General features: G+C 46.0%; 17 protein-coding genes. 5 read left to right on the top strand and 12 right to left on the bottom strand.

Annotation, left to right across the window (positions count from 1 at the left end):
- Positions 1–791: 791 nt before the first annotated feature.
- Entirely contained in the window at positions 792–1940 is a 1149-nt protein-coding gene (locus IQ263_RS17850) for a DegT/DnrJ/EryC1/StrS family aminotransferase (protein WP_194068857.1), read from the bottom strand.
- 127 nt (positions 1941–2067) lie between these two features.
- Here IQ263_RS17850 and IQ263_RS17845 point away from each other — a divergent pair, with 127 nt between their 5' ends.
- From IQ263_RS17845 to IQ263_RS17835, 3 genes are all read left to right on the top strand, one after another.
- Positions 2068–2844, top strand: a complete 777-nt coding sequence (locus IQ263_RS17845) for an ABC transporter permease (RefSeq protein ID WP_194068854.1) — start codon at positions 2068–2070, stop codon at positions 2842–2844.
- Between the two features lie 10 nt (positions 2845–2854).
- On the top strand, positions 2855–3013 hold the full coding sequence (locus tag IQ263_RS17840) for a hypothetical protein (protein WP_194068852.1): 159 nt from the start codon (positions 2855–2857) through the stop codon (positions 3011–3013).
- Positions 3014–3114: 101 nt separating this feature from the next.
- On the top strand, positions 3115–3735 hold the full coding sequence (locus tag IQ263_RS17835) for a Uma2 family endonuclease (RefSeq protein ID WP_194068851.1): 621 nt from the start codon (positions 3115–3117) through the stop codon (positions 3733–3735).
- A gap of 104 nt (positions 3736–3839) precedes the next feature.
- On the opposite strand, the gene IQ263_RS17830 is transcribed toward IQ263_RS17835, so the two are convergent.
- From IQ263_RS17830 to IQ263_RS17805, 7 genes are all read right to left on the bottom strand, one after another.
- Positions 3840–5729 carry a hypothetical protein gene (locus IQ263_RS17830; RefSeq protein ID WP_194068849.1) on the bottom strand — a complete coding sequence of 630 codons (1890 nt, stop codon included), beginning with the start codon at positions 5727–5729 and terminating at the stop codon, positions 3840–3842.
- Positions 5730–5889: 160 nt separating this feature from the next.
- Positions 5890–6564: a nitroreductase family protein gene (locus tag IQ263_RS17825; RefSeq protein ID WP_194068847.1), complete on the bottom strand. Its 675-nt coding sequence runs from the start codon at positions 6562–6564 to the stop codon at positions 5890–5892.
- 177 nt (positions 6565–6741) lie between these two features.
- Positions 6742–6867 carry a hypothetical protein gene (locus tag IQ263_RS29625; RefSeq protein ID WP_304941032.1) on the bottom strand — a complete coding sequence of 42 codons (126 nt, stop codon included), beginning with the start codon at positions 6865–6867 and terminating at the stop codon, positions 6742–6744.
- A 156-nt stretch (positions 6868–7023) separates the two neighbouring features.
- Positions 7024–8007, bottom strand: coding sequence for a GntR family transcriptional regulator (locus tag IQ263_RS17820; RefSeq protein WP_194068845.1), 984 nt, complete (start codon positions 8005–8007; stop codon positions 7024–7026).
- A gap of 368 nt (positions 8008–8375) precedes the next feature.
- A complete protein-coding gene (locus tag IQ263_RS17815; protein WP_370589113.1) occupies positions 8376–9941 on the bottom strand; it encodes an adenylate/guanylate cyclase domain-containing protein in 1566 nt (521 codons plus the stop codon).
- A 186-nt stretch (positions 9942–10127) separates the two neighbouring features.
- Positions 10128–11516, bottom strand: coding sequence for an aminopeptidase P family protein (locus IQ263_RS17810; protein WP_194068841.1), 1389 nt, complete (start codon positions 11514–11516; stop codon positions 10128–10130).
- Positions 11517–11644: 128 nt separating this feature from the next.
- Positions 11645–11782 carry a hypothetical protein gene (locus IQ263_RS17805; RefSeq protein WP_194068839.1) on the bottom strand — a complete coding sequence of 46 codons (138 nt, stop codon included), beginning with the start codon at positions 11780–11782 and terminating at the stop codon, positions 11645–11647.
- Between the two features lie 133 nt (positions 11783–11915).
- Here IQ263_RS17805 and IQ263_RS17800 point away from each other — a divergent pair, with 133 nt between their 5' ends.
- Together IQ263_RS17800 and IQ263_RS17795 are read left to right on the top strand one after the other, a co-directional pair.
- Complete coding sequence (locus IQ263_RS17800) at positions 11916–12359, top strand: DUF4332 domain-containing protein (RefSeq protein ID WP_194068837.1); 444 nt, start codon at positions 11916–11918, stop codon at positions 12357–12359.
- A gap of 211 nt (positions 12360–12570) precedes the next feature.
- Positions 12571–12921 carry a Spx/MgsR family RNA polymerase-binding regulatory protein gene (locus IQ263_RS17795; RefSeq protein ID WP_194068835.1) on the top strand — a complete coding sequence of 117 codons (351 nt, stop codon included), beginning with the start codon at positions 12571–12573 and terminating at the stop codon, positions 12919–12921.
- Positions 12922–12932: 11 nt separating this feature from the next.
- On the opposite strand, the gene IQ263_RS17790 is transcribed toward IQ263_RS17795, so the two are convergent.
- The 4 genes from IQ263_RS17790 to IQ263_RS17775 form a co-directional block, all read right to left on the bottom strand.
- The gene (locus IQ263_RS17790; RefSeq protein WP_194068833.1) at positions 12933–13349 is read right to left on the bottom strand and encodes a GNAT family N-acetyltransferase; all 417 of its coding nucleotides are present in this window, start codon (positions 13347–13349) and stop codon (positions 12933–12935) included.
- 105 nt (positions 13350–13454) lie between these two features.
- The gene (locus tag IQ263_RS17785) at positions 13455–14072 is read right to left on the bottom strand and encodes a Uma2 family endonuclease (protein ID WP_194068831.1); all 618 of its coding nucleotides are present in this window, start codon (positions 14070–14072) and stop codon (positions 13455–13457) included.
- Positions 14073–14311: 239 nt separating this feature from the next.
- Positions 14312–15883: an NAD(P)H-quinone oxidoreductase subunit N gene (locus IQ263_RS17780; protein WP_194068881.1), complete on the bottom strand. Its 1572-nt coding sequence runs from the start codon at positions 15881–15883 to the stop codon at positions 14312–14314.
- A gap of 331 nt (positions 15884–16214) precedes the next feature.
- Entirely contained in the window at positions 16215–16538 is a 324-nt protein-coding gene (locus IQ263_RS17775) for an anthrone oxygenase family protein (RefSeq protein ID WP_228050146.1), read from the bottom strand.
- Between the last annotated feature and the right edge of the window lie 101 nt (positions 16539–16639).

The following is a 16639-nucleotide window of genomic DNA, read 5'->3' as shown; positions in this document are numbered from 1 at the left end:
TGTCTATTGTTGACGGGAGCATCTCATTTTTGCATTTGTAGTAGTGCGATCGTCCCCGCTCGCGATCTTTGTCAAGCACGCCAGCGGGGACGATCGCACTGTAAAAAAACATCGTTTGTGCGAAAATGAGATGCTCCCATTGTTGACTCGCCCTAAAAAGTCGATTCCAAAATTTGAGACTTTAGTTGCTGCTTCGGTGATTTACCGAGTTGCAAGTAAATCTAAAATCTAAAATCTAAAATCTACTGACCGATCGCATCGCCAATTTTAGGCGATCGGAAGATGCACCCGTTCTAGGCGGATTGCCAGCCTAAATTTGTTTCTTTATCATTAATTAATGATAGTACGTGACATTACTCCGCCCTAAAAGGGCAAAGCTTCTAAACCTCACGATTTAGATTTTCTGGTTGTTTCCTTGCGGTTTTTCACCCACTATCTGGATCTGTAGTTACCCACATATCCCCGACGCTCTGATTGCCCAGACAGTTTCCTTTCCCGACCATCCATCGGTACAAATACAAACCAGTTTATATCGTTTGGAGGCCCCGGCCCCGGCCTGAATTTTACTCTCAAGATATCCGTTGTTTGCTCTCGGTATATACATTCTAGCACAAAGCCGTCCTACAAGGACGGGGTTTTAAACCCATTAATTTTGATAAAAGTACAAGCGATCGGTCAAAATACTTAATATATTTCTCTGACCGCTGCACCAGTACGGCACTGCAACCCTGCAATTTCTATATTTTGGGGCGTTTCTGTCGATCGGGCGATCGGGCCAAAGCTACCGGATGCTACCGGCTATGTGCCAAACAATCTTTGAGTCCATAAATCGCCCGCTCTTGTTGATCCCTCGAAAGTTCGGGAAACATCGGCAAAGACAAGACTTCGCGACAAACTTGCTCTGCCACAGGTAAATCACCGACGTGATAGCCCAAAGATTTGTAAACAGGTTGCAGGTGCAAGGGTAACGGATAGTAAACCATCGAACCGATGCCGGATTCCTGCAACCGCTCCCGCACCGAGTCCCGGAAATTGCCAGAGGAGTTTGGCCGGTCTTCTTGACTTATCAGCCGAATTGTGTATTGATTCCAAACTCCCTTAGCTGCTGGCAATTCCTTGGGGACAGCAACTCCGGGCACGCGGGAGAGAAATTCGTTATAAACGGCTGCTTTTTCGCGCCGCTGGGCGTTCCAACTGTCGAGATACCGCAATTTAATGCTGAGAATCACCGCTTGCAGGGCATCTAAACGGCTGTTGTAGCCGATTTCCTCGTAGAAATACCTAGAAGACTGTCCGTGTTCTTTGAGCATTCTCATGGAAGCTGCGAGGGCTGCATCGTTTGTTGTCACCGCGCCGCCGTCACCGCAAGCGCCTAAGTTTTTGGTGGGATAAAAGCTGAAACAGCCGACATGGCCGATGCTGCCGACTTTTTGAGACTGCCACAGGGCCCCGACAGACTGGGCGCAATCTTCAATTACGGCTAAGTTATGCTTGGTGGCAATTTCCATCAACCGAGTCATGTCTGTGGGTTGACCGAAGATATGCACGGGCATAATTGCCTTGGTTTTTTGGGTAATTGCCGCTTCGAGGAGTTCGACATCCAAATTAAAAGTCTCGCTGTCAATATCGACAAATACCGGAGTTGCACCGACGGCGCTAATTGTCTCAGCCGAAGCAAAAAAAGTAAAAGGAGTGGTAATCACTTCATCGCCGGGGCCAATTTTGAGAGCTCGCAAGGCCAAAATCAGCGCATCCGTGCCCGAGTTGCAGCCAACGCAGTCGGAAACGCCGGTGTAGTCGGCGAATTCTCGTTCAAAACTTTTCACGGCGGGGCCGCCTATGTAGCCGCCAGAGGCGAGCACTTTTTGCACCGCAGCGGTTATTTCCTCGCCGATCTGGGCGTACTGCTGGCTTAAGTCGAGGGGGGGAACTTTATTCACTCTTCACACCAAAAATTTCAACCATTATCACAGCAAATTCTTGCAGCAAAACTGTTTTTGAGAAACGTTTCTTCAAATATTTTATAGTTGGAGGGGCAAACAATCACTCGATCGAAAGAGAGCGCCGATGTTAATTCAGCTAGAGTTTACTGATTTGGGTTGGGCTTTGGGGATGGTGGCGATCGCGATCGGGCTTTCGGCGTGGCAGGGATTGGGATTGGAGGGGGCGATCGCGATCGCGGCGGGCCGCACCCTGATCCAGCTAATCCTAGTCGGCTACGTGCTGGCCGTCGTATTTGCCCCGGAGGGAAAAAATCCTTGGGTGGTTTTAGCAGTTTTAGCAATCATGCTGACAACAGCTAGCATGGTAGCTAGCAACCGCATCAGCAAAAAAATCAAGCACTTACTACCGTTAGTTTCGGGTTCGATTTTGATTAGCACGGCCTTGACTTTGGGCTATACAAACTTGCTAATTTTGCAACCTGACCCCTGGTACGAACCGCAGTATTTGATTCCCCTAGCGGGGATGATTTTGGGCAATGCGATGAACTCTGGGGCGATCGCCGGTGAAAGACTTGTCAGTACAGTTAACAGCAGCCAGTTAGAAATAGAAACCCATTTAAGTTTAGGTTCCACACCGCAGCAAGCAGTAAAACAGTACCGCAAAGATGCGATCAAAGCTGGATTAATCCCGACATTAAATACAATGACCGTCGTAGGAATTGTGACATTGCCAGGAATGATGACAGGTCAAATGCTCAGCGGTGTCAGTCCTCTCGATGCAGCATCTTACCAAATCTTAATTATGTTTGTGTTAGCGCTGGCAACTTTAATCGCAACTCTGTTGTTGACTGAGGGATTGTGCCGCAGTTTTTTTAATCAAGATGCACAGTTGATAAAATGATAATTGGGAATTGGGCTCTAGCGTTGCGGAGGGATTGGGAATTGGCCCGCGCAGGGCATTGGGCGAGCGCGAAGCGGAGGGATTGGGCGGAGCGAAGCGGAGGGATTGGGCGGAGCGAAGCGGAGGGATTGGAACTGGTAATATTATGTATGTAGGAACTTGCATTTAGCCTTGTTTTATTGAACAGGCTCTCCGGCATTTTCCACAAGAGTTTAGTTTTTTGTGGGGTGGGGTTCTAGCCCGCCCGGCCATCATTCAGGAGAAATAGCCATGATTCAAATAGCAACTAAAACGCTAACTTTTGAAGAATTTGCGGAATGGAAGCCAGACAACGGACGCTACGAACTGCACAATGGAGAGATTGTTGAAATGTCACAGCCATTAGGAGAACATGAAGAAGTTATCGGTTTTTTAGCAAGAAAATTGACCGTGGAATTCGATCGCCTAAACCTGCCGTACTTCATCCCCAAACAAGCATTAGTTAAACCACTGGAAAACCAATCAGCTTATTCGCCGGACATTCCGATCTTAAATCGCCCAAATTTAGCATCAGAACCTCTGTGGCAAAAGTTTTCAACTGTGACTCAAGGAGCCTCAATTCCGCTGGTTATAGAAGTAGTTAGTAACAACTGGCAAGATGACTACATCAAAAAAGTAGGCGAATACGAACTAATCGGGATTCCTGAATACTGGATTGTGGATTATCTCGGTTTGGGCGGCCGCAGGTTTATTGGCAATCCCAAACAACCAACGATATCGGTTTATCGGTTGGTTGACGGCGAATATGAGGTTAGTTTGTTTCGGGGAAACGATCGGATTGAGTCGCCAACTTTTCCAGAGTTGAATTTGACGGCGCAACAAGTTTTTCAAGCTGGATTGATTGCGGAGTAACTCAGGAATAATCAAATCGAGTCAACAGTTAACAGTCAACAGTCAACAATTCCCCCTGAGTGCAACCGGAATTGATATAACCCTACAATATGTTCAAATCCGGGCTACTTCGGTTCGTGGCTCGCAATCCGCTTGCCTTCGCCATTGTACACCTGCATCGGAATTTTGGCGTTTTCGGCGATCGCCTCCAAAGCTTTTTGCAACGTTTCAACGTGCTTTTCCACAGCTTGACGAGTCTTCAGAGCCTTCTTGTTTTCCGCTTGGATGAAAGTTTGTTGCAGTTTCTGTACGTAATCGGAAGTCATCTGCACCGCAATCAAATCTTTGCTAACAGTATAGTCGCAAATCTTCGGCTTACCTTTGCAAGTTTTATCTAAATCCGCCCGCGCTTTTTGCAGATTCCTTTCTTCCTTCAACTTTACTTCTGCTTGCTCCAAGGATTTTGTGTAGGAATCAATCAGTGGTTTGGCTTTCTGGGAATAAGCAGTGGCCGCCGGAACTTGCTCGGCATAACTCAAAGCTCTCCGCCAGTATTCCGATGCCTTAAACCATTCATTTTTCCCCTCAAAAATCATCGCTTCCGCTGCTAAACTCACTGCTTGAGTGTAGCCGTTTTCCGAAATTCCTTCAACATTTTTGCGCTCGCGAGCTTGGGAAAGCTTCGTTTCGTATCTCGGAACTAGCAATTTACCTTGTTGGTAAGATTGCGTATTGCTGGGAATTTCTGATATTATATCCAGGGCTTTTTCCCAACCAGCTTGCACTTGAATCCAACTTTCGGCTGTCTGAGCTACTGCTTCGCGAGCTTCTGCTATTTGGGCCGTATTTTTGGCTTCGATCAAGGTTTTTTGGGCTTGTTTTTCTGTTCCTAATTCCTTGTTTCCTGTGGCTAAATTCTTCCGATATTCCTTGGCTTTTTTCTGAGCGTAGGGATAAACAGGGCTGTCTTGGGGGATTTCTCCGAGTTGGGCGATCGCGCTTTGCCACAGAGCTTGCGCTTCCTGCCAATTCTCGGCAGAATAAGGAGGATTTCCGGTTTTCCTGGCTGCTGACTCCGCGAGGCGCGCGCCATCGATCGCAGAGTTTACATTCTGACTTTGCTGGCGGTATTTTTCCAGGGCGGTTTGAGCTTCGCCGCGATGAATTGACCAAGCAGGAATCGGTTCCAAAAGGGCGATCGCCCCTTTTAACTGTTCCTGCGCTTCTTCGGGGCTGTTAGCAACCTTTGAAGTTTTCAGCGTTCGGATCGAATTGTCGCTCAACTGTTTAGCATTAGCTAGTGCAGGGCATTCTCCGATGACACAGGGGCGACTCAACAGGTAATAACCCCCTGCCAGAATTATCGCCGCCAAGCTGACGATTCCTGTCGCCGCCAGCACAGCCCACGGTGAATACTTTGGTGTTTGAGAAACTGTTACCGCTTCCATATCTAGGGAATTGAAGGGATTTTCTGCAAAATCTCCCGGAATTGTAGCTACCTTAAAGGCGATCGGCTCGGAATTGTTGGAACTCTCAGATAAATCAGGAAAATCTTCATCATCTCCCTGCTCTTTAATATCTGTTTCTAACAGCATTTCCTCCGCTCCATCCGCCGTCTCTGCCGCATTTATTGCTAGCACAATCCCCGTTTCTACTGCGGGTATTTCCTCGACTTTCTTTCGCACTTCCACTGTTCTGGGTCTTGACAAAACAGGGTTGTGCATGGTAAAAGAATGGAAAGCATAGGGCTGTTTTTGTCCGGTAATTTTTAGGCAAAGTCCAATCTGTTCAATAGATTCTGGTTCTATTTCGAGAATAGCCGCTTCTAGCACCGTAAAAGTCGGTTTTGCTTTGATAACTACACTTCGCGGGTGTTCTCCGACAACCGTTAAAGAGTCATCTCTAAAATCGCAACTGATATAAAGCGGTAATTTTTTTAATCCGGCTGCTTGTAAGTGCTTCTGCAACTTGACTTCTAGAATTTGTGCCTTGCTTTGTCGTGCTGCTACTGTCATACTTTGTTCCTCTTTCTGCTCTCACCACTTGCGATTTTAGATTTTAGATTTTAGATTGCGATTTCGGATTGCGAAATTGCGAAATTGTCCGTAGTTCCGATTTGTTTGAACTTGTACCGACTCCTTCAAATCTCAACTCTCAACTCTCAACTCTTAACTCTTAAGTCTCAATTTGCAACTCTTTTCCATAGGTTTCGCTGTAATAAACTTGAGTCACATCAAAACGCCCACCGTATTGTTTGAAAGGTTCTGCTGCATAACCAAGCGGTAGCAAACAGCAAACATCTACTTGTTCAGGAATTTCAAAGGCTTCTTTCACCTTAGCGCTGACAAAACCTTCCATCGGACAACTGTCTACTCCAAAGCTTTTAGCTGCAATCATTAAGTGAGCTACTGCGAGCATTGTATGTCTGTTTGTCCAAGTTTCTACAGAGTCGAAACAGGGACGGTTCTCGAATAATTGCGGGATTGCTTGGCGTATATAACCGGCTAAATTGTCATTCATTGCGCCTGCGGCTTTGCCCAATTCGATGACGGCTTCAGTGTTTTCGGGCTCGGCGGCGCGCCGATCGCCACAACAGATTAACACGATTGGGGCTTCTACCACTTGGCGCTGGTCGAAGGCGCAAGTTTTTAATTTTTCTTTGCTGGCTTCGTCTTCAAGTACGATAAACCGCCAAGGCTGCAAGTTGTAACCGGAGGGCGATCGCACTCCCAAGCGCAAAATTTCTGCCAATATAGCTGAGGGAATTCGATCGGGCTTGAAACTGCGCGCGGCCCGTCGGCTTTCGATCGCAGTTTTAACATTAATTGAGGGTTGGATTTCAATTGGCATGGGTTATTGGTAATTGGTAATTGGTAATTAGTCAGTTGTTGGTTGTCAGTTGTTGGTTGTCAGTTGTTGGTTGTTAGTTGTTGGTTGTTAGTTGTTGGTTGTTAGTTGTTGGTTGTTAGTTGTTAGTTGTTGGTTGTTAGTTGTTGGTTGTTAGTAGTCATTGGAAATGGGAATTAACTAATGACTGTTGGCTGTTGGCTGTTGGCTGTTGACTGTTGACTGTTGACTGTTGACTGTTGGCTGTTGACTGTTGACTGTTGACTGTTGACTGTTGGCTGTTGGCTGTTGACTGTTGGCTAACAATTAACAACAATTAACAATTAATTAACAAATAACAACTAACAAATAACAACTAACAAACAACAAACAAATAACAAATAACAACTAACAACTAACAACTACCAACTACCAACTGCCAACTACCAACTACCAACTACCAACTACCAACTACCAACTGACTTACCCCAAGCCCAACTCGCGCTTGAGCAAATTAATCGACTTAGAGCCGATGTAATTTTCAGAGCATATCAGTTGCGGGGGACGAATAATATCCTCTCGGGCAGCGTTAATGGCAGCTTTTACTGTAGCAAAGCTCGGTTGGTCGCAGAAAATTGTTCTCGCCGATCGCACGATCGAGTTAATCTTGTAGGCATCCGAGAGCAAAGCCGTCATCACCAGCAAATCCTCGCCCCGGATGCTGTGGATGATCACTTCAGTCGATCGCAACATTCCCGGGCTCAAACTGACTAAACCCAAATAACTGTCTTTCGGTAAACCCGTCACAAGCTGGATTTCCTGACCGTAGTCGTAGATGTCTACGGGAATGACTCGCACCGAACGGGGTGCTGCGATGAATTCTGCTTGTCCGATAAAATAGCGACTCGTGATTACAGTTCCCGAAGAGATTTGATCGAGAAAAGTAGCCAACTCTTCCATCGCCACCAACTGTATAGGAATCCGCAAAGCTTGTTCGAGTTCTTTCGCCATCAGCTCGCCCACGCCGATGTCTTCTGCGGGGGCTGTGACGACGACTCGGGCGCTGCACCTGAGCCGCCAGTCAATTTCGGCCAAAAATAATTCCCTGGCTTGGTTGAGCGTACAGCCCTGTCCCAGCAGTTGATCCATACTTTCTTGCACTATTCGGTTAGCAAGCGGGTATTCATTGAGGATCGGGGATTTGAGTTTACTGCCGCCCTCGTGGCCTTGAGCGCGGACGTAAATCCCCGATCCGGCTTGGGCCTCTACAAGTCCGGTATTTTCGAGCTGTCGGTAAACTTTGCTGATGGTGTTGCGGTGCAAACCAGTCTGCATGGCTAGTTGTCTGGTACTCGGCAAGCGGTGTCCGGGCGGAAACTGGCGGGAGGCGATCGCAAACCTGATTTGATTGAATAGTTGAGTGGATGCAGGGATCTCGCTATCTGTTTGAATATGAAATTGAACCATATTAAAGGCTCCGAGGACTTCAACTTAATATTTTTATAACGTCGAGTACCGCGCTTGGGATTGCTTGGATCTCTCTGCGTGTGTATAGCATAATCTGATTTGTTGACAACTGTTGCTGTTGTTTTGCTTGGCAGGCGATCGGGCCTAATGTTTCAGGTACTTTCAAATCTTAGCCGTAGGGTGCGTCAGGCAAGATAATTCTCAATTCTCACCGAAAATTTTAGAACTGACACACCATTTATTCATTAGTTGGTACGTCACAATGAGATTGTGAATTTGTCGCACAAATTTTACACTTCTGACGCACCCTACTTCACTATCCGTTACATCCGTTAAAAAATCCGTTACCGAACTTTCCTGTTCTAAATTTAATCTCCGACTATTTCCATCTCCCTTGCTGTTTTCGGGCCCGTCAGGAAATAAGTCTGCATTCTTCCTTTACCTTTAATCTCGATCTCACCCCGGTCTTCAAATTCATATTTATCGTGCAGCAAGTTATAAGTATAGTGGCTGACTTGAATGCGGCCCGGTATGCCGTGAGATTCCATGCGGCTGGCTGTATTTACCGCATTTCCCCACAAATCGTAAATGAATTTTTTAGTGCCGATTACCCCCGCCACCACCGGGCCGCTATTAATCCCGATGCGGATCGCAAAATTCGCCTCTAGCTTCACATTTAATTCCTGAATTGCTACTAGCATATCCAGTGCCATTTCGGCGATCGCCTCAGCGTGATCTGGGCGTTCAATCGGAATACCGCCCGCTACCATATAAGCATCCCCGATCGTTTTGATTTTCTCTAATCCATGCTTGTCGCTGAGCTTGTCGAAAATTGAAAAAATTTCATTCAGTAAATATACTAATTGAGTGGCGGGCATCGTGGTAGAAATTTGGGTAAAATTCACCAAATCAGCAAAAAGAATAGTGGCTTTTTCAAACTTGTCTGCAATTAGCCCCGGTTCGTGCCTCAACCTGTTGGCGATCGGTTCGGGCAAAATATTTAGCAGTAAATCCTCAGTTTTTTTCTGTTGTTTCCTGAGTGCCGATTGCATCTGCTTACGCTTAGTGATGTCGTGAAAAAATACAGAAATGCCGTCATGACTGGGAAAAGCCCGGACTTCCAACCACAGTTTTAAGGGACGATAATATTTCTCAAAATTCACTCCCACTTGTTTGGCTACAGCTTGATGACACTCTTCATAAAATACCGAACTTATTAAATCGGGAAACTCTTCCCAAAAAGTTTTACCAAAAAGTTCTTCCGGTACGCGCTGCAAAAATTGCGAGGCTTTGTAATTGACGTAAGTAAATCGCCACTGGAGGTCGAGAGCAAAAAAAGCATCGCTCATTCCTTCTAAAAAATTGACAATTTGCTCGTCAGTAGACCGAAGTTTTGCTTCAACTTGTTTTTCCCGGCTCTGGGCGCGCTTTAATTTAGCATAATTAATTCGCAACTCCATTTGGTTAATAATTTGCCTTCCTAACGTCCGCAGCGCTTCTAATTGTTCTGGAGTGAGGTGGCGCGGAATTGTATCTATCGCGCACAAAGTGCCGATCGGGAAACCATCAGAAGTTACTAGCGGCGCTCCAGCATAAAACCGAATATTGGGATTGGCAGTTACTAACGGATTCCCCGCAAAGCGATCGTCTTCTAGAGCATTGGGTATAACTAACAATTCATTGGGATTTAAAATAGCGTGAGCGCAAAATGCTAACTCTCTAGGAGTTTCTGAGGCGTCCAAACCGACTTTTGATTTAAACCACTGTCGGTTAGCGTCTATTAAGCTGACTAAAGCAATAGGAGTGCCGCAAATATAGGATGCTAAAGCTGTTAGGTCATCAAAAGCTTCGTCGGCATCTGTATCGAGAATCTGGTAGCGGTGAAGTGCTTTTAGTCTCTCTTCTTCGTTGCTGGGGAAAGGTGCAACTTGCATCGGCGGCGGCGAGGATATACGGTTGCGAAAAATCCGTCCAAGTCTCCGCGCTGCAAATTTTTGGACTTGCGCTGCTAGTTTTTCAACTAACATCAAAATACCTGTTTGCCAAGCTTTGTTCATCTTTATTTATCTTTTTTCTCGCCTGTTAGAACTGTGGACGATCGCCCGCTTTGCGATCTATCCCTACATACTTACCGCAACTAACTCCTCAATTTCCTGAGCTTTCGCTGGCAATTTCCCTGTTAATACTTCTCTACCCTCTTCGGTAACAAGTATATCATCTTCAATGCGTATGCCCCGGACGTCCGCGAATTTTTCCAACTCGTCCCACTTTACAAATTCTTTATATTTGGCGCGATTTTCAGAGTTATTCAAAATTGCCGGCACTTGATAAAAACCAGGTTCGATCGATACCAGCATTCCCGGACGCAAAACTCGATTCAGCCGCAAAAAACCCAACCCAAACCGACTGCTTCTCGTTCTTCCGGCTGCATAGCCAGCCAAATCGCCCAAATCTTCCATATCGTGAACATCCAAACCGATTAAATGCCCGATGCCGTGCACAAAAAACAGCGCGTGAGCATCCATTTCTACCAAATCTTCAACATTCCCCTGCAAAATACCCAAATCTACCAATCCTGCCGCCATAATTCGAGCAGCTAACAGGTGAATATCTTGATATTCCACCCCCGGACTAATTTTCTCAATACAAGCATCGTGCGCTGCCAAAACCACATCATAAATTGCTCTTTGAGTTGGCGAAAATTTGCCCGAAACCGGCCAAGTGCGAGTCACATCTGCCGCCCATCCCATTGATGTTTCTGCCCCGACATCTGCTAGCAGCAAATCTCCTGTTTGTAGCGGATTGTGATAGTGTTCGCTGTGCAGAACTTCGCCCTGTACCGTAACAATACTCGGATAGGCATAGGTCATGTTTTCCGAGATGATGACACTTTCCATTGCAGCGCGAATCCCTGCTTCGATGCGAGCATTTCCTGTGGCCGCCATGCCCGCTTTGTGCGCTGCTACGGTGACAGCGGCAGCTTGACGCAATTCGACCAAACTGGCTGCATCGTGGCTCAGGCGCAGCGATACGATCGCCTGAGTTAATTCTAGATCGATGCCGGTTGGCGCTTTGGACGGTGCAAGGGGGCGATCGAGAATTTGTGACTGTTGCAACAGAGTCAAGCTATCCTGAAGGGCGATCGTGGCGGCATTTGTGGAGCGCGCTTTTAATTCAGTCATGGGGAAAGCAGCATCAGCCCCAATTAATTCAGCAATTTCTGCACGTTTCGGCATTTCTCCATGCCAAAGAGTGCTGCTAGAATCTGCATCATCTAAGAACAATTCTAATTTACCCGATTCTAAGCGAATCGCAGCATTTTCTAACTGCAAACCTGCAAAATATAGAAAGTGACTGCTGGCGCGAAAAGGAAAAGTCAGCGCCGGATAATTGCGAGGAATGCTGCGCCCAGACCAAAGAATTACCGGAAAATCAATTAAATTGGCAAGTTTTTGCCGCCGTTGGTGTAAAATATCTTTTAACATATCATCAGTCTTAGTAATGGTCATGGCTAACAGCAGATTATTTTGAATTTTGTTTGTAGTAAGGACTTCAGTCCTTTAATTCTCAGTCTTAAAATAAATAAAGTCTTGACTTCAAACTTAGCAGTCATTTGGAAAAAAGTCTAATCTTTATATTATTTCTTGCTATCATCTTGTGCGTAGCGTTTTCGATCGCATTTGCGATCGCCGCCGACAGGAATTTGTTCAGCACAAATCTTGCCAGACAGCAAGGCAACAAAGGCTGAAAGTGTTGCGCGGCAAGTAATTAACATTCCCTGTAGCAACAGGGGCGATCGACCAAAGTAGTCGATCGGGTTTTTGTAGATGTTGTAACAAGAGCGATCGCATCTATTGACGGCTTGATATTTTCGACTTTAAAGTATAAGTAAATTCCCTGAAAATAAGATGAAAATTCCTCACAAAGCTCCTAAAAATTCCGTACAAATACGGGATTGGCCGATCGAACACTTGCCGGGATTGAGCAATGAAAACCAGTCTCAACTAGAACAATGCGGCATCACCACAACCGCGCAATTAATTCGCATGACGAAAACACCGGCTGCGAAAGCATTATTAGCAAATCAATTACACATTAACATTCTATCAGTTAATAAATGGGTAGCGATGGCAGAGCTGGCTCGGATTCCCAGTGTCGGCTGTCAGTATTGCGGGCTGTTGCTGCACGCCGGCGTTGCTTCTGCCGCTCAATTAGCTCAAATGCCCGTGGAGAGGTTGCACCAACAAATCCTGAGACTGCACGTAGCGACAATGCAGCGCAATGATTTGACTCCTTCGGTCGATCGCGTGCAACAATGGATTCAACAAGCTAAATTAGTCAAGAGTCATTAGTCATTAGTCATTAGTCATTAGTCATTAGTTGTTAGTCATTAGTTGGTAGGGGCGGTGGATGGTGCGTGCCCGCCCTCTTAGTCAACAGTTAACAGTTAACAGTCAACAGTCAACAGTCAACAGTCAACAGCCAACTGTCGTTAGTTATTCCCAATTCCCAATCCCTCCGCAACGCTAGAGCCCAATTCCCCATTCCCAATTCCCAAATATTATGTCAATTCAAGTTTACGGAATCCCCAACTGCGGAACCTGCAAAAAAGCTTTGCAGTGGCTCAAAGATAACAGCATCACTTACGAGTTCATTAACACAAAAGAACAGCCACCAACTCGCGAAACAATTGAAAACTGGGTGAAAACTTTAGGCTTTAAACCAATGCGAAATACCTCCGGTCAATCTTATCGTACTTTGGGCGACGACAAGAAAGACTGGACTGGTGAAGAATGGGTGGAAGCCTTTGCTAAGGATGCGATGCTGCTGAAACGTCCGCTGTTTGTGAAAGATGGAACTGCTGTTTTAGTAGGTTTTAAAGAAGATGCAATTCGAGAAAAACTTGGGCATTAAATGAGCTTAATTTAGCTGTTTTTGCGCCGCATAGACTTAATTTCTCCCAAATCGTCCGTGAAACCCCAGCGCTCGTAAAATGGTATCATTTTCGGCAAACAATTAAGAGAAAAACTCTCCACGGCTTGCAATTCGGGATGATTGAAAACTGCATCCATCAATACCGCGCCCAGTCCCATTTTTCTGTGTGTCGGCTTGACAATCACATCAAAAACCATCGCCCTGTAGACAAAATCGGTGAGGACGCGGGTGATGCCAATTAGCCTATCGCCCTCATCGACCAAACCAATGGTAACATCAGTAGCCGCAAGCATTTTCACCACATCCTCCCGCCTCCGCTTGTCGCACCAAAACTCGTTTTTGTACAAATCCATCAAGTCAGAAACCTGACTTTCCGTCAAAGTCTCGACTATGCGGTAGTTATCCATTTTTTACCTCAGAAAAATCAGAGGACTAAATTCCTCACCACCAACCAAATTATTATTGTTTTAGTGTTACCAAGCTGGATATTGCATCACCCAATAGCATGAATTTCATTCCTGTACTTCTGCTTCCTCCGTTTCCTCCGTTTCCTCCGTTTCAAATACTACTTTGTTGTAAATCTCGCTCATCAACATTTGCACTCCCAGCGTAGCGAAAGCAACTATTGCCGATTCTCCCTCATATTCCTGAAACAACCATTGATTCGATTCATTTTTAATATACTGTGCGACTAAAAAATCGGATTGATTGACTAATATATACTCGCGGAATTCAGGAATCGAGCGATAAAACCGAAATTTATCCTCTCTATCGAAATCCTTGGTAGACTTAGAAAGGACTTCCACAATCATGATTGGATTGAGTATCTCGTCGGTATGTCCTTCCGTAAAAACTGGTTCTCCTTCAATCACCATAATATCCGGGTAAGTTCCCCGCCGGTATCGAGGAATCCACAGCCGCAAATCGTTGTGAAAAAGCTCAAAAGGTTGCCCCTCAAGCAAGTTTCCCAAAACTCTACTCAAATTTCGGATAATCCGGCTGTGATTAATTGTGCCACCGGCCATCTCTAAAATTTCTCCATCGCGATATTCATTTCTAAACTCAGTAGTTTCTTCTAACTGCCGGTACTCATCGGGAGTATAAAACTTTGACTTGGTTTTTACTAACATTTTTACACCTCCACTATATTTTATCCGCGTTAATCTGTGTTAATCTGCTTCAATCTGCGGTTAAAAATCATGACTAATAGTATATCACAATCATCGGCGATTTGAATTTGATTACAGAAGACCGGGCGGTTGAAACCGCGTCTATACAAACTCTCACCTGCCTCCGCAGGTTGAAGATATAAAAAAGCGCCTAATCTTTGACAATTAGGCGCTTTCCACTCTTTCAAATCCCACTAAAATCAATCGTTGCGAGACAAGAGATTTGATTCAACTTTCACAGCATAAGTCGGTACAACCTGACTAATTGCCGATTGCAACATGGGAGTTTTGGTGACAGAATCGTTTGCTAAGTTAAACAAAGGATTAGACAAAATCCCAGCCAATGTTGTCGCGACTAAAGTTAGTACGACGCTGACTTGCAAAGGCCGCATTCCCTGAAGGTTCCAGCGAACTTCGGGATAATTCTTCACCGCATCCGACATCTCTTGAGGTTCTTTTACTACCATCATTTTGACGACGCGGATGTAGTAGTAAATCGAAATTACGCTGGTAATTAATCCCAGGATAACTAAGCCGTAAAGTCCAGCTTGCCAGCCTGCCCAGAACAGATAGATTTTGCCGAAGAATCCTGCTAGGGGGGGAATTCCGCCGAGAGAAAGCAGGCAAATACTTAATGCTAAAGTTAGCAGCGGGTCTTTTTGATACAAGCCCGAGTATTCGCTGATTTGGTCGGTTCCTGTCCGCAGGGAGAAGAGGATGATGCAGGCGAATGCGCCTAGGTTCATAAACAGGTAGATCAACAGATAAAATATCATGCTGGAGTAACCGGCTTCGGTTCCTGCAATCAAACCAATCATTACAAAACCGGCTTGGGCGATCGACGAATAAGCCAAAAGCCGCTTCATGCTAGTCTGGGCGAGGGCAACTACATTGCCCAACACCATGCTGAGTATGGCTAAGGCTGTGAATATGAATTGCCACTGCGGCGTAAGTGCGGGGAAAGCTGTTGTTAACAAGCGGATTGCTAGGGCAAAACCGGCGGCTTTGGAACCGACAGAAAGGAAGGCGACAACTGGTGTGGGCGAACCTTCATAAACGTCCGGTGTCCATTGGTGAAAGGGAACTGCGGAGATTTTGAAGGCGATGCCGGCGATCGCAAAAACCAAAGCAATTACCAAACCGAGAGATTGACCGTCATTAACAGTAGAAAGGTTGGCCGCGATCGCATTTAGCGTAGTTTGGCCACCAGACAACCCGTACAGCAGCGAAATACCGTAGAGAAACACCGCCGAAGAAGATGCACCAATTAACAAATATTTCAAAGCAGCTTCATTGGAACGCGGGTCGCGTTTTGTGTAACCCGTCAGCAAATAAGACGAGATACTCAGAGTTTCCAACGAAATAAAAATCATCACCAATTCATTAGCGCCGGAAAGGAACATTCCCCCCAAAGTAGCGCTGAGCAAAATGCAGATAAATTCCGCTAAAGCAGTACCCGTTTGCAGTACGTAGCGGACGGATATCAAAATAGTGACAGCCGTCGTCAAAGCGATAATTCCGCGAAATACCAAACTCAAGGCATCGCTGTTAAAACCGCCCAAAAACGAGATCGTATTAACGTTGTCCCACTGCAAACACAAAGCAGCAACGGCGGCTAGCAAACCCGCAACGGCCACGTAGGGAGTCCAAGTAGAGGAACTGCGGCCTACGATTAAATCGCCTACGAGAACCACCAGGAGGGTGACGATGATAATTCCCTCCGGCAAGATAGTTCCAGCATTTAGCTGGGCGGCAAGAGTAGCAAAATCCATATTTTCACGCAGGTTGGTTAGTACAAGCCGAAATGGCTGTAAAGGGCAGCGAATTCGTAAAAATTCTTTACCAAACACCGATTGTAGCGGATTACAGCTTTGCCAGCTTAGTTGGGCGGGTGTTTGTTGCTGTTGAGTCGGCGGGGGAGTCTGCCACAAAAGCGATCGCACTGCGGAAAAATCGCCATTGCGGCCGATCGGGCAAATTTTTTTTTCCTTCACCCCTTGACACCGAGGCAACGTAAGGCGTTTAGGATTGATTGATTGGCGATCGACTCTGAACAGAAAGGACGAAAGGTATGCAACCTGCAACGGGCTGACTGTCGCTTTTTCAAGGGTAACGGAGGGCGATCGCCAAGACTGCTGATGCCGCTAGCGCTGCTGCCGATCGAATGTGATTCCAGATTGTCCAGTTAACAAGGTAGCTCGCCCACAGCCTCGCACCCTCAGCGCTGCCTGGATCGACTTTTGCCAGCGCATCGTTCAGCGGTACATTACAGGCGATCGTCACTCCCACCGTACCGACGAGATACAACAAGCTACCAATCAGCAAATAGATAGCACCTAGTTGATGCCACTGGAATGAGGAGAAAGCTAGAAAAATGCAAGCCGCAGCCGTTCCAAAAAGCGGTAGTACCCTGAAGGAAAGGATCAAGAGAATTAAACTGAATTCAAAGAAAGTAGGCGTTTAGAGCTGTAAATTAGCATTGTAATGATGCACAAAGCGCCAAATGGCAGCAATATGATTTTCTAATT

This window comes from Tychonema sp. LEGE 06208, from assembly GCF_015207505.1.
GTDB lineage: Bacteria > Cyanobacteriota > Cyanobacteriia > Cyanobacteriales > Microcoleaceae > Microcoleus.
The sequence above is the reverse complement of the archived record's forward strand: the minus strand, read 5'-3'. Positions and strand labels throughout refer to the sequence as shown.

Bases quoted from the DNA above. Each gene is read 5' to 3' on its own strand.
- IQ263_RS17845 (WP_194068854.1), top strand. From the start codon at position 2,068: ATGTTAATTCAGCTAGAGTTTACTGATTTGGGTTGGGCTTTGGGGATG.
- IQ263_RS17835 (WP_194068851.1), top strand. From the start codon at position 3,115: ATGATTCAAATAGCAACTAAAACGCTAACTTTTGAAGAATTTGCGGAA.
- IQ263_RS17830 (WP_194068849.1), bottom strand. From the start codon at position 5,729: ATGACAGTAGCAGCACGACAAAGCAAGGCACAAATTCTAGAAGTCAAG.
- IQ263_RS17825 (WP_194068847.1), bottom strand. From the start codon at position 6,564: ATGCCAATTGAAATCCAACCCTCAATTAATGTTAAAACTGCGATCGAA.
- IQ263_RS17820 (WP_194068845.1), bottom strand. From the start codon at position 8,007: ATGGTTCAATTTCATATTCAAACAGATAGCGAGATCCCTGCATCCACT.
- IQ263_RS17815 (WP_370589113.1), bottom strand. From the start codon at position 9,941: ATGCAAGTTGCACCTTTCCCCAGCAACGAAGAAGAGAGACTAAAAGCA.
- IQ263_RS17810 (WP_194068841.1), bottom strand. From the start codon at position 11,516: ATGACCATTACTAAGACTGATGATATGTTAAAAGATATTTTACACCAA.
- IQ263_RS17805 (WP_194068839.1), bottom strand. From the start codon at position 11,782: ATGTTAATTACTTGCCGCGCAACACTTTCAGCCTTTGTTGCCTTGCTG.
- IQ263_RS17800 (WP_194068837.1), top strand. From the start codon at position 11,916: ATGAAAATTCCTCACAAAGCTCCTAAAAATTCCGTACAAATACGGGAT.
- IQ263_RS17795 (WP_194068835.1), top strand. From the start codon at position 12,571: ATGTCAATTCAAGTTTACGGAATCCCCAACTGCGGAACCTGCAAAAAA.
- IQ263_RS17790 (WP_194068833.1), bottom strand. From the start codon at position 13,349: ATGGATAACTACCGCATAGTCGAGACTTTGACGGAAAGTCAGGTTTCT.
- IQ263_RS17785 (WP_194068831.1), bottom strand. From the start codon at position 14,072: ATGTTAGTAAAAACCAAGTCAAAGTTTTATACTCCCGATGAGTACCGG.
- IQ263_RS17780 (WP_194068881.1), bottom strand. From the start codon at position 15,883: ATGGATTTTGCTACTCTTGCCGCCCAGCTAAATGCTGGAACTATCTTG.